Below are 12,864 nucleotides of genomic sequence, written 5' to 3' on the forward strand. Positions count from 1 at the left end.
AATTCAGGCTGCTTTGGCCATGGAAGGCGCGCTTGCCGAAGCAGAGGTGCGAGGGCTCCTTCCGGCGATGGGCATGCCAAGTTGGTCGCGCAGTCGCATTACCGTGCGATTGAGTTCGGTCACGGGAACGACGGCGAACACGAATCGGTCCGGCCTCAGGATCGCCACTGCCTTATCGCTGAACCCCGCCTTCACGAACCAGGAGACCATGTCGCCGTTGATATCCTCGACTTCCGTCACCCCACCATTCCGGTTATCGCGGTCAACGCCGTTGAGGCCCTGCGGACGTCCACCGTACGGATACAACGTGACGCACTGCACCGACAACGTCTGCATCGCTTTCGCCGACACTTCGTCCAGGTACCGGGTCGGATCGACGTTCAATCCGACGAGCGAAAATCCACGCCCGAGCAGATCGTCCATCCGCTGTCGTGAACCATCAAACCGGCGCACTTCGGGTTGCGGCGCCAAAGCACCCTCCGGTCCGTTCCGACGACGTCGCGGCATACCGAGATAGGCATTCTTTCTGTAGACGGGAGCGGGCTTGAATCCTCCCTCTTGGAACCAGCGCTTCAGCGGTGGAATCGTTCTGATGATCGCGAGGGAGGTATCGCGCACGAGCGTCGCGAGCGGATTTCTCGCCGACACGACGTTCTTCAGCAACACGGATATGTCGATCATTGCCTTTGCATGCGCGTGACGCTCCGACTGATAGGTATCCAGCATCGCGTCACCGGCGACGCCACGTAACACAAGGTCCAGTTTCCAGCCGAGGTTGTATGCGTCGCGCACACCGGAACTGGCGCCTTGCCCCATGAACTGTGGCGTCATGTGCGCAGCGTCGCCGGCCAGCAGCACACGGCCGACCCGCCATTTGGCCGCGATCAGCGCATTGAATGTATAGACGAGCTTGCGTTTGACGACGAACTGGTCCGGATCGACGAATTTGGACAGGTACCTGCGCACCGTCTCGGGCCGCTCCATGTTCTCTTTCGTTTCCCCGGGCATCAGCATGAATTCAAACCGGTGAAACTTGTCAGGCTGCACACAGCTCACGACCGGCAACTTCGGGTCGACGACGAAATTGAAGTAAGGAAGATGACGCAGCGCGTCCGTACCCGGCTTGCGCTCGATGTCCACGACGAGCCACGGCTCCGGGAAACTCTTGCCGGCCATTTCAATGCCGAGCCGCGTACGCACGATGCTGCGACCACCGTCCGCGCCGATCATGTAGCGTGCCCGCATCGACCGGGCGTCGGGATCGGTGTTCACGCTCGTCCGCGCATCCGTGCTGTCGCTGAATCGAGCTTCTCGCGTAGCCTGATGCACGATGCTGACACCTTCGCCGTCTTGCGAAAATTCGACGACTTCACGTCCACGGCGGATATCCACGTTCGGATACCGCGACAGCGCGTCGGACAGCGTCGTTTCCAGATACGGTTGATAGAAGAAGTTGATGACCGGCCAGCCAAGCGGGCGCTTGCGCGGCATGTACTGCGTGATCGGCGTGCCGTCCGGGCGAACGAGTTGCACCGGCGTCTCCATCATCATCCGCGCCTGAAGTTCATCGGCCACAGCGAGATGCTGGAAAATGCGCATGCACTCGTCGTCGGTGTACACCGCCCGTGCGTTGCCGTAAAAAACCGGCTCGCGCTCGAGTACGACGACGTGATGGCCCGCCTGCCCGAGCATGTGCGCCAGCACGAGACCGGTCGGCCCGAGCCCTACGATCGCGACGTCGCACGCATCGTCCTGATGCACTGCGTTCATGACTGGTCTCCTTGTATAGTGAATTCGGGGTGCATCAGCGAGGCGAGCGCACGACGGGCACGGCCCAGCCTGACGCGCAGACTCAGGTTCTCGGGGCGATGGCCCCACAGGCTGATGCCCTGATAGGTCGTCGTGCGCCACGCGTGCTCGTCCACCACGATCGGATTCCAGCCCAGTTCGATCTCGAACCCGGACGGAGTCTCGACGTAGAAGGAAAGCTCGCGGTCATTCGGGTGCTGGCCGATCGCATTGGCAATCGGATAGCCCATTGCCCGACACCGCAGATAGGCTTGGGTCACATCGTCCAGCGACGCGCACTGGAGATTCATGTGATGGATCTGCGTGCGCAACGGATTCACGCGAATGCCGCGTGTCGATGCAGTCGCAAGCGAATGGTGGCGCTCATTCAATCGAAGGAAGGCGAAGTCGAGACTCAGGCCGTCGATCTTGTCTTCGATTTCGTCGGAAAGCCGGGCGTCGAACACCATTTTCCAGAACGCCTGCATGGCCTCCGGTTGACGAGTCGTAATCGCAACGTGCCCCATGCCAGAGGCGCCGGTGACGAATCCGCTCGCTTTCATGTTCAACGGCAAATCGGTCAGCACCGGGTCGGTAAAGAGTTCGGTGCGCAGCATTTTCGGGCCCGCGAAGAACCAGAAGCGCTTCACACCTCGCAGCTCGGCCTCTTCGGCACTTCCTTCCTTCACGCTGACGCCAAACGCGGCAAGGCGTTTAAATGCGAGCTTCAGCGCCGCGTCATCGGCCAGTTGCCAGCCGATTGCATCGACGTCTTCCGCACGCCCCTCACGGACGATCAACCGCCGTTGGTGCGAGTCGATGCGGCACGCAAGCACACCGGATCGAGGACGATCCACATGCAGCCCGAGCCCTTCCGCGACGAATTTCCTCCATTCGTCCAATCGGGTGGATTCGGCCAGCAAATAACCCATACGGATCCGACCGAACAAACTGTTCGGCGCGGACGACGAACTCGCAATGGCTGGCATGGCAACAAGCTCCGAGTCAGCGAGTACGGGCAGCATGAGCGTCAGCTCTGTCCTGCGCCAGGAACGCCAATACCATGGCATTGAATTCGTCGGCACGTTCCCACTGCACCCAGTGACCGGTCTTGCTGAACAGGTGTACGTCACAGTTCGGCATGCGCCGCTGAAGCGAATGCGCGCCGCTGGGACGATTGACCTTATCCTCCGTGCCCCACAGCACGAGCGTCGGATTCTGCACCGACGCCAATCGCGGGTCCCGCGTGAAATCCACCTTCTTGAACTGCGGGATGCCCTTGGGACCGAGCAACGGCGGGCTGGCCACGACCTCCGGATCGATGCTGGACTGAAAGCGCTCCTGAATCGTCGAATCGGGAACCAAGCTGCCGTCGTACACGAGGTCGCCCCGGATGAACGTCGTTAGCTTTTGTAACGAAGGACCTTCGCCCTTGTAGTAGTTCAGCAAACGCTTGAGGCCGGGAGTGGGCAACCCGCGCGTCGTATCCACACCGCCCGGGCCCATCAACACGAGGCGCCCGATTGCGGCAGGGCGTTCCAGCGTCATGCGGAGCGCACATGCGCCACCCAGCGAGTTGCCGATCACATGCGCGCGCCGAATATTCAGTGCATCCAGCATCCCGAGCAGGTTCGTGGCCAGATCGCCAAAGGGGTCTGCGCGGTCAAGTCCCTTCGTCGATTTACCGTAGCCGGGCATGTCAGGTACGACGACACGATAGTGACAAGCGAGGGCTTCGACGTTGCGCGAGTAATTCGACATCCCGGAAGCACCAGGACCGCCCCCGTGGAGCATGAGGACAACAGGCCCCTCTCCCAGTTCGGTAAAAAAGATGTTCCGCGCACCGACTCGAACGGTGCGTTGGTTCATTGCGCGAGTCACGGACGGTGCATTCACGGCGTCGTCGCTCCAGGAAGGTGATTGAACTTGCTTGATCTAATAATGAGATCTTTGTCATCATGACAACATACTCGTTTTCACCTAGGCTGCAGGAGCGCGTGTTGTGGCGCCGTATAATTCCGTCATGAGTGAAACTACCGTTGATCATCGGACCCGCGTTGCCGCAGAGCGGCGTGAACGGATGCGCGCTCGACTGATCGAAAGCGCGATGCTGGTGTTTGCAGACAAGGGGGTCGGGGCAAGCATCATCCAGGACGTCATTGCCGCGGCGGAGGTTTCGCAGGGGACGTTCTACAAGTACTTCCGAACGAACGAGGATCTGCTCGCTGCGGTCACTCAGGAACTCAACGATGAGTTGCTGCGCTTGATTGAAGCGGAAGTGCATGAATACGAGGATCCGGCGCGACGCATCGCATGCGGCGTGCGAATGTTCCTGCACACGGCGCGCACCTATCCGCTACTGGCCCGTTTCATTTGTGCGGCTGGCCTGCACTCCGCCGGGCCAAGCAGTCTCATTTACGTCTTCCTGCCTGTTCACATCCAGCAGGGTTTGTCACTGGGCCGCTTCAATGACGTCGGTGTTGGAACAGCGCTCGACGTGATCGCCGGAACCGTGCTGGCCACCATCCTCAGAATCACGACCGAAGGCCCCGAAAATATCCCTCCGGAGCCCGTCGTTGCCGCGATCCTCCGTGCACTTGGCGTCGATCGACAGGAGACCAAGGCGCTTGTCGACACTGCGTTACCTCGGATCGAGGTGCCCACCACGTCACTGCTCGAACGAGGGCATGCGAGACTGCAGGCTCAAATGCTATCCGCGGTTTGACGGCATCGACCTTCACGCCCGTCGGGAATGATCTCGCTGGTTCGCTGCTGCACGCGTCGTTTGCGGAAACAGAGATCTGAACGGGATCTCCGTTGCCGAAATCGAAATAGCAGGGGCCTTCGGCATACGGTGGTCAATGCAGGGATCAACGCACTAGCGAATCACCGGAGTGGTACCCGACGCAGTACGTTGCGTCCCGCTCTCTTCCAGCTCACGGCCAAGTTCGGCAATGCGGCGTTCGCCTGCAATGAGCGCTTCCGCCGACGTGTGAACCGAGTACCGACCGAGATGCAACGCATGCGGATGCGGCACGGCGGATCCCAGTACGAAAACGGCATCCTCGTTTCCTGATGCACGCAATACGATAGCGGCCTCGTTCTGCTCGAAGAGCACCATCTCACCTGCGGCGATCGATTCACCCGTTTGAAGTGCTCCCTTTGCGAGGGCCAGCCAACCTACAGAGTGATGGACTGGCGGCCAGTAGGTCCAGCTTTCGCCAGGCTTGAGCGTGACCAACAGATAGTTGATGCCTGCCGGCGCCGGAACAGGGCTCGAGACGCCCCCATACTCGCCAACGATAATGTAGGCAGGACCTGCCCGCCGCATGTCTTTTTCAATGACGTAACAGCACTCCGGCTCTCCATTCTCGAGCTCGGGTGGTAACGCAATCCAAAGCTGAAAGCCGAGGACGCGGGACACGTTCACATACGGCGACATTTCCTTGCCGTGCCACACACCGCTACCGGAACGCATCCATTCAACACCTCCGTACTCGATCGTGCCGGAACCAGCCGTCGGGTCGTCATAATGCAGTCGGCCCTCGACCAGCACCGTGACGGTTGCCACGCCCGAGTGCGGATGGAGCGGCATTCCCCCACCCATGGCCATAGCCTGAAGAGCCAGTCGCCCCAGGTCGAAGATGTCGAGAAACACGAACGGTTTCAGAATCTCTCCCAGATCGGACGGACTCATCAGCCGGACGATCGGTCCGTGGCCATGGCCACGAGTGCGATGCACGATTTGCCTGTTCACCAGCATCGGGATTCTCCCCAAAGAAAGCGGCGCGCATCGTCGCCCATGTAGTCGGGATCGAGATAGACGTGCATGCGATTGATGAGGCCCTCGCCATTGAATTCGAACACGCTGCAGAACCGGCCACCCGACGTCTTTCCGCCGGACCACGATCTGTCATCGTAGTAGGTACCATTCGTGACGCCTTCGACAACAACAATGCCGCCGGCTTCGATGATTCTCATAGCTGCAACATCATGCGAGATCGACTTGACTGCCGTCATGAACCCCGTGATGAACTCGGCAAACGTCGCCTTTCCGGCTCCGATCCCGAACTTCGGGAAATAGAACTTGAGATCGTCGGAAAACAGATCGAAGAGATCTGTCCGACCAGCGTCGCCGCGTGCGTAATACTCCTTTACTGTTGCAACATTCCTGGAATCCTTAGAGACGGTTTCAAAAAGGCTGTTTCGGGGTGCTAACTTCTGTGGCTAATTGTTAGCCTCTGGCCTCGGAACAACCGAGGCCGAGGAGAAGGGAAAGCCGATCATCGACGACGAATTGTGGACACTGATCGAGCCGTTACTACCGCCAGCGTAGCCGTGGCGCGAGAAGAACCCGGGCCCGTCTGCCTGTTTCGAATCGTGCTACGCTGACCGGCATCCTGTTCGTTCTCAAGACGGGAGTGCGATGGCGCGAGCTGCCTGTCGAGATGGGATGCGGCTCGGGTGTGACATGTTGGCGACGGCTACGCGACTGGCAGGCCGGCGGCGTGTGGAACCGCTTGCACGAACTGCTGCTCGCGAAGCTGCGCTCAGCAGACCAGATCGACTTCTCGCGAGCCGCTGTCGATTCATCACATCATCGATCCGCGCCGTTGGGGCTGGCCAAAAACTGGCCCAATCCGACCGATCGCGCGCGACCCGGTTCCAAGTACCACATCGTCACCGACGCCAACGGCACGCCGCTCCCCGCGATCCTGACTGGCGCAAACGTCCACGACGTCACGCAATTGCTGCCTTTGATCGACGCGATTGCGCCGATTCGTGGCTTGCGCAGCCACCCGCTGCAGCGACCACTCGTGGTCTACGCCGATCGCGGTTACGACTCGGAGCGCGTTGCGCAAGCGCGGTATCGAGCCGGTGATCGCCAAGCGCCGCACCGAACACGGCAGCGACCTGAGGAAATATCGCTGGGTCGTTGAACGCACGCATGCCTGGCTGCATCACTTCCGTCGCCTCCGTATTCGTTTCGAGAGCCGTGCCGACATTCACCGCGCATTCCTCAAACTCGGTTGCTGCCTGATCTACTGGAATACCCTCCGGCGTGCAGAGCACGCCTTTATGAAATCGTCTCTTAGCGTTTGACATCGCCCTTCTCCGAAAAAGCATCAACATTTAAGTTGATCGCATACCCCGCGCGCTAGCAGTGTAGCTATCCAATGCTGCCTAGTTCGGCAACATGTAGCGTCACACTTGCCGCTTGCTCCGCCCTCTCCACATCCACAAGATATCGACGCCTAGAATTTGTAGCCGATCGAAACGAAACTGACGATCGGATTAATCTTCACCTTGGTCGTCGTGGTGACCACCCCCATCGGAGAGTGCGTCGTGAGCGTCGCTTTGGCCGTCGACCACATATACGACACAGACGCGCCGAGTGACCAACGTGCGTTGATGTTGTATGTCAGACCAGCGTTGAGGACCGGCGCAAATGACTTGTTCATCGTCACCGACGTCGGACCCTCGAGCTGCGTCCCGAAAGTCGGCGAATAGAGCATCTGACCGGTTGCAACCGGTTGACTCAACTGAATAGACCGATACCAGACGTATGCGACCCCCGCCCCGAGATACGGCCGAAAGTGCGAGGTCGACTCGCCGAAATGGTATTGGAGTTGTAGTGCAGGGCTCCATGCTCGCGCCGTCCCCAAGTCACCGAGTTGAGAGATCGTCCCGGTACCGGTCATGTGCAACTTCGGAGGAACGCCGAGAATCGTCTCGAGCGCGAAATGATCCGTCACGTAGTACCGCGCGGTAAGTGCAAAGGTGTCCGCGTTCCCTACGGATATCCCGCTCCCGGGGACTTCGCTCGCTTGCCCGAATGCATGGATGCTTAACGGCTGACTCGAATCTTGTGGCGCGAGATGCAACCACCCAGCATTCACCACAACTTGCCCAGCAGACTGTGCGTTGGCAAACGAGGTTGTCGCGATCATCAAAAGGACTGCTTTACTTACGTGTTTCATTTCGTCTCCAAATATTTTTGATGTGTGACTGCTACAACAAGAAACACTGCGGAACAGCGCCAAAACTCCGCTCCGGACGGGAATGAATCAGTCGCGAAACAAACGGAGTATTTGGTTTTTATCGATAATTTATGTAATCCTAAATTAAAGGATCGAATACTCATCCGATATCCGACCCCCAACATACGATCAGTGTTTTTTCAGACGCCTCGTCAGTCGACGTCGAACTGGAACGGGAAGCGGCCGAGGATCTGACGCGCGATCTGTTCCGATTCGGCATCTTTGAGGGTCACGCTCACCATCATCCCCCGCGACTTGTCATCGACGACTGCAAGACTCTGGAACACAACACCTCCGTCACGCAGCGCCCCTTCCAATGCGTCCTTTGTCTCGCGTCGCTTGAGCTCCGGTTTGAAAATCTTTCCGACCGCGGTCAGCGGCATCGATTCGACGATATGAACCTGGCGAGGCATTGCGGCCCTCTCCCGAATTTCCGCTTTGAGGAAGGTAAGCAGTTCCGCTTCAGTAGCAACTACGCCTGCACGCAACTGAACGTAGGCAACAGGCAATTCCCCCGCGTGTGGATCGGGCCTGCCAAGCGCAGCAGCAATCTCAACTGCGGGGTGACGGTGCAGCGGTTGCTCGATCGTGAGCGGATCGATGTTGTGCCCGCCGCGGATAATGAGTTCCTTCTTTCGACCAGTCAGCCAGAAATATCCTTCAGCGTCCTGACGCGCCAAGTCGCCGGTGTTCAGCCAACGTCCATCAGCCTCGCAATCGACCCACAGCCCTTTGTTCTGTTCCGGTAAGCGGTAGCCAGCGAAGACATTGGGGCCCGACACGAGCAGCACACCAACCTCGCCAACCGCACAATCACGGATATGCGCACCTCGTTCGTCGAGCACGGCAGCTTTCATTCTTTGGAACGGGACACGCAAGCCGATTGAGCCGAGCCGGCGGTCACCCAAAGGCGGGTTTACGCTGCTAACACAGGTGGCTTCGGTCAGACCATAACCTTCCAGAATCTTGATTCCAGTTTGCTCCTGAAAGTTGCGGAACACTTCGACAGGCATCGGCGCTGCGCCGCACAGGCCGTATTCGAGCGACTGGATGTCGTGCGTTCCAACCGGTACCTGCAGCAGGGATGCGTAAAGCGTCGGAACGGCGCTGAAGAAATTGATCCGATGATGCTCGACAATTTCCCAGAACCGGGCCACAACGCCGTCGCCACGGTAACCTTGCGGCGTCCCCAGAACCACGTGCGCCCCTCTGGAGAAGGGCAGCAGGCCAGTGACCAGCACGCCGTTGACGTGAAACAACGGTAGGCCACAGAAGACAACCTTTCCTGGCCCGATTCCGTCGCCCAGGACTTGTGCGGTACTCCAAGCGTTAGCGACTTCGTTGCCGTGCCGACGCATCGCTATCTTCGGGAGACCGGTAGTTCCGCCCGTACAGAAGAAAGAGGAGACATCGTCGGCCGAGAAGCAACGGTCACTGTTCAGGCGGTCCCCTCGATGATCGGCTACAGCACTGTTCAAACTATGAATCCGAATATCGTCCGGTACCGCGCCACGCAGCGCAGCCGAACCATGCAACCGCTCGACCTCGTTCTCGTGCATCAATTGCGCCGCATAGTGCTTCGCACCGCGCACGCGATCTGCGAGATTCACGAGAACCAGATGCCGAAGCGAACCGATCGACTCCAGGTGGGGCTGCAGTTTCGTCCAGATGTCGGTACCCGGGAACGGCGCCAGCGTCACCAGCACGGTTGCCTGAGTCGCATTGAGCAGTTCGGCAAGCGCCGCGCCTTCCAGCATCGGATTCAACGCACAAACGATGCCCGCGGCCTGACCGCCCCAAATCACGAAATGCGTTTCGGGCAGGTTGGGCAGCACGAATGCAATCACACTGTCTTTCTCGACACCGATGCTTTCGAAGAAGTTGGCCGTCTGCGTAATGCGTGCGAGCAACTCGCGATACGTCCATGTCTGCGGCACGCGATGCTCGTCGACCGTCATGAAGAAACTCAAGGCCGGAGCATCCGGATACTGCTTTGCACTCCGGCAGAACATCTCGTAGGTGCTTGCCGGCAAGTCGGTCGGCAAGCCGCGTGCCTCAATGGACTCGACATCGTGAAGCGTGGAGATTCCCGACATGGCGCTCACCCCTCCGCGACGATTCGATTGCGCTGCATACCGAGATCCACTCGACCATCTGTTGATCGGATACTCGCTTCCACGAGATCGCCTGCCTTCAGGTACTGTGATCTAGCCGACTGAACCTTCAGGAAGATGTCCCACTTTTTCTTTTCGGGCAGCAGCGCGGCAATCTTTTGCTTCCTGGGTGACGGCACGGACAGGGCGCATCCGGCAGGCGTACCGGTTGCCAGGAGATCACCGGCTTCGAAGTCGTGCACACGCGAGAGTTCGGTCAGCGTCTCCGCCGGGCCATAGACCAGGTTCGCCGTCGTGTCGTTTTGTCGGACCTCACCATTGACGGTCAGTCTCAACCGCAAATCTCTCAGTATCGGGAAATCCTGCGGCTCGAGCAGCGTCAGCCAGGGGCCGACTGGACCGAAGGTCCTGAAGGATTTGCCTTTGTAGAACTGCATCTGCGGAATCTGGATGTCTCGCGCAGAGTAGTCGTTAACGATCACGGCACCAGCGACGTACTCATGCAGGGTGCCATTCGTGATCTCTACGGCACCTCGAATGGCCTTGCGAATGACGAGCCCGAGTTCGATCTCGTAATCGAGGAACTGCACGATGCGCGGCTTCACCACTTGGCTGTCGGCCGACACTATGCAGTTCGAAGCCTTTGTGAAGACCATGTTATAGGTCTTCACGTCGGGATCCATTCCCGACTCGATCATGTGCTGCCGGTAGTTTGCCCCCTGACACACAAACTGCTGGTTTTGCGTGACTGGCGACAACAGTGTCACGTCGGACAGTTCCAGCATGTCGCCGCCAAGCGCGGCGAGCTCAGACACGGAAGCGTGCCGGACGAAGTCGCCGGTGGTCGCAAACGTGCCGGGAACTGGCGTAATGCGGGTACCGCGAATCACGCCCCATTGGGCAAGATCTCGATGCTCAAAGCGAACGATATTGACTGACATGACTTAAACTCATTTGAAAAATATGGGTGGCTACGCTGGTACCGAGACGGGCATCCCACATCGGAACAGGTCGCCCCTTTCGATACGCCCGAGTACTCGACGCGAATTCATCATGCGAAGATCCGCGCCAGCGTGACCAGCTTGCGCAGCGTCAGATCCGGTGTGTGTCGCACGTTGCGAATCAATGCCGCAATTGCCGACAGCGTCAGCGTCGGTTTGGTAAAACTCGACGGCATGGGCTGCCCCCACTGCGACATCGCCTCGCGGCTCACTTCATGCACACCGGTTGGGCGATCGGCGGTAAACATGTCGCCGTCGCAGTAATGTTCGTGTTTGTCGCCCCACGGGTCCTGCCAGTAGTCGAAGATCTGGCTGCCGAGTATGTGCCGCCCGATCCCCCACGCGTGCTTCCAGCCCCGCTCGCGCAACACGCGCTGCCCCATTCCAACCGCGTCGGCGTCGACCACTTCGTAGGCGCTATGGCTGTACAGCGGCATGAAGCTCTGCGCCAGCGCAAGGGTGTGATGGTCCGCCGGCGTCTCTCCGAGATCGAGCCGAAAGAACGCCACTGCAGGCGACCCGTCTGGCAATACCTGCACATCGCTCGGGATCAGGCCGAGATGTTCGGTATACCACGCGCTTGTCGCTTGGTAGTTGGCCACCTCAAGAACGCAGTGACCCAACCGGACAATTTCAGGCGGCTGCGCAGGCGGACGTTGCGTATCGTTGATGCGACGCAGATCCGAGGCCGAGTTGAAGTGAAGCGGCTCGCGATGCGGAAGCTCTGCGACACGATTCTGACCGCATGCAATCTCCACCGTAAAACCGGCCGGATCATGCAACACGACCCGCTCGCCCTCTCCGGGATGCGTGGCACTGGTAATGGCACCGGCACCTGGCAAGCTCGAGAGTTTCTCCAGGTCCCGTCGATCGCCAACGGTGAATCCGAGGCCGACAAACCGGGAATTTTCAGCTCGATGTACGCGGTAGCAGTACGGCGCGCCAGAAGTGCCCCGCATGTACAACATGTCGTCGGAGCGGTGGACCGTGGACAGCCCGAAGTCGACGAGGAAGCGCTCCGCCTGATCGAGATCTGGGCGCTCGAAGATCAAATAGGCCAGCGACGTGGCCTTGACCGTCGGATTCGGGTGGCGAGCCGGTTGGGTGGTGAGCAGCGTAGTCATGGCAATGGATGAGGAGATGGGTAGCGTGTCCCCAAAAAACACCTCTAAGCAGAACACTTGAGGACTATTATGAACACTGATGTTCAAAAACGAGTATCAGTGTAAATCACTAGGCTCTGAGGTTGACCAACGTTGAACAATCGTGTTCAATAGTAGACATCGAACGAAGGATTCAGCCATGGAGCCAAATCTCCCGATCATTTCCCGTATCCATCGGGCCGCATTCGAACTTTTCGCCGAGAAAGGCGAGACCCAGGTGAGCATCAGCGAACTGGCTCAAGCTGCCGGAATCGCTCGCGGAACGGTCTACAACCACGTCCCCTCCCCCGAGGCGCTGTTTGAGACGGTGGCTGCCCGGATGGCGGAAGAAATGCACGAGCGCGTCGTTGCAAGCTTCGTAAATATTTCCGACCCCGCACAACGGCTGGCAAACGGTATTCGCTACTTCATCCGCCGAGCTCACGAAGAACCCCACTGGGGGCGCTTTCTCAGCCGTTTCGCCTTCAGTCATGACGCGCTGCAGGGTATGTGGGCGGGTCCGACGATGCGCGACGTGGTCGATGGACTGGAGCAGCAACGCTACGACTTCCGGCCCGAGCAACTTCACTCGGCCATTGCGGTCATCGCAGGTTCAGTATTGGCCTCTATCGTTCTGGTTCTCGATGGGCATCGCACTTGGCGCGATGCAGGTTCGGACACGGCTGAACTGGTTTTGCGGAGCCTGGGGGTCGACGGCGACACGGCTCGACGTTACGCCACTGCAGAACTGCCGCCCTTGGCAGAGCGACCCTAACGA

Annotated in this window: 10 protein-coding genes and 2 pseudogenes; 3 read left to right on the forward strand and 9 right to left on the reverse strand. The window is 59.2% G+C overall.

Annotation, left to right across the window (positions count from 1 at the left end; genetic code table 11):
* Window positions 1-3 precede the first annotated feature (3 nt).
* From U5798_RS23505 to U5798_RS23515, 3 genes are read right to left on the reverse strand one after another with little or no spacing between them, the layout of a single operon-like run.
* Window positions 4-1,770: a bifunctional 3-(3-hydroxy-phenyl)propionate/3-hydroxycinnamic acid hydroxylase gene (locus tag U5798_RS23505; RefSeq protein WP_321853264.1), complete on the reverse strand. Its 1,767-nt coding sequence runs from the start codon at window positions 1,768-1,770 to the stop codon at window positions 4-6.
* Window positions 1,767-2,813, reverse strand: coding sequence for a VOC family protein (locus U5798_RS23510; RefSeq protein WP_321853266.1), 1,047 nt, complete (start codon window positions 2,811-2,813; stop codon window positions 1,767-1,769). Before U5798_RS23510 ends, U5798_RS23505 begins: the two co-directional genes overlap by 4 nt.
* A complete protein-coding gene (locus U5798_RS23515; protein ID WP_321853268.1) occupies window positions 2,794-3,657 on the reverse strand; it encodes an alpha/beta fold hydrolase in 864 nt (287 codons plus the stop codon). The genes U5798_RS23510 and U5798_RS23515 overlap by 20 nt, the downstream gene beginning before the upstream one ends.
* Before the next feature lie 154 nt (window positions 3,658-3,811).
* Between U5798_RS23515 and U5798_RS23520 the strand changes: the two genes are divergently transcribed.
* Entirely contained in the window at window positions 3,812-4,513 is a 702-nt protein-coding gene (locus tag U5798_RS23520; RefSeq protein ID WP_322083353.1) for a helix-turn-helix domain-containing protein, read from the forward strand.
* A 153-nt stretch (window positions 4,514-4,666) separates the two neighbouring features.
* On the opposite strand, the gene U5798_RS23525 is transcribed toward U5798_RS23520, so the two are convergent.
* On the reverse strand, window positions 4,667-5,551 hold the full coding sequence (locus U5798_RS23525) for a pirin family protein (protein ID WP_322083354.1): 885 nt from the start codon (window positions 5,549-5,551) through the stop codon (window positions 4,667-4,669).
* Window positions 5,542-5,934, reverse strand: a pseudogene (locus U5798_RS23530) (nuclear transport factor 2 family protein); the annotation flags it as partial. The pseudogene U5798_RS23530 and the gene U5798_RS23525, both read right to left, overlap by 10 nt.
* 85 nt (window positions 5,935-6,019) lie before the next feature.
* Here U5798_RS23530 and U5798_RS23535 point away from each other — a divergent pair.
* A pseudogene (locus U5798_RS23535) lies at window positions 6,020-6,891 on the forward strand (IS5 family transposase).
* Window positions 6,892-7,043: 152 nt separating this feature from the next.
* Here the strand turns inward: U5798_RS23535 and U5798_RS23540 are convergent.
* From U5798_RS23540 to U5798_RS23555, 4 genes are all read right to left on the reverse strand, one after another.
* The gene (locus U5798_RS23540; protein WP_321853275.1) at window positions 7,044-7,769 is read right to left on the reverse strand and encodes an OmpW/AlkL family protein; all 726 of its coding nucleotides are present in this window, start codon (window positions 7,767-7,769) and stop codon (window positions 7,044-7,046) included.
* A gap of 212 nt (window positions 7,770-7,981) precedes the next feature.
* Window positions 7,982-9,925 carry an acyl-CoA synthetase gene (locus tag U5798_RS23545; protein ID WP_322083355.1) on the reverse strand — a complete coding sequence of 648 codons (1,944 nt, stop codon included), beginning with the start codon at window positions 9,923-9,925 and terminating at the stop codon, window positions 7,982-7,984.
* Between the two features lie 5 nt (window positions 9,926-9,930).
* Window positions 9,931-10,884 carry a fumarylacetoacetate hydrolase family protein gene (locus tag U5798_RS23550; protein WP_322083356.1) on the reverse strand — a complete coding sequence of 318 codons (954 nt, stop codon included), beginning with the start codon at window positions 10,882-10,884 and terminating at the stop codon, window positions 9,931-9,933.
* A gap of 110 nt (window positions 10,885-10,994) precedes the next feature.
* Window positions 10,995-12,068 carry a VOC family protein gene (locus tag U5798_RS23555; RefSeq protein ID WP_322083357.1) on the reverse strand — a complete coding sequence of 358 codons (1,074 nt, stop codon included), beginning with the start codon at window positions 12,066-12,068 and terminating at the stop codon, window positions 10,995-10,997.
* A 178-nt stretch (window positions 12,069-12,246) separates the two neighbouring features.
* Between U5798_RS23555 and U5798_RS23560 the strand changes: the two genes are divergently transcribed.
* On the forward strand, window positions 12,247-12,861 hold the full coding sequence (locus U5798_RS23560; protein WP_321853282.1) for a TetR/AcrR family transcriptional regulator: 615 nt from the start codon (window positions 12,247-12,249) through the stop codon (window positions 12,859-12,861).
* Window positions 12,862-12,864: the final 3 nt, after the last annotated feature.

The sequence above is a fragment of the Burkholderia sp. BCC1972 genome, from assembly GCF_905339605.1.
Lineage (GTDB): Bacteria > Pseudomonadota > Gammaproteobacteria > Burkholderiales > Burkholderiaceae > Burkholderia.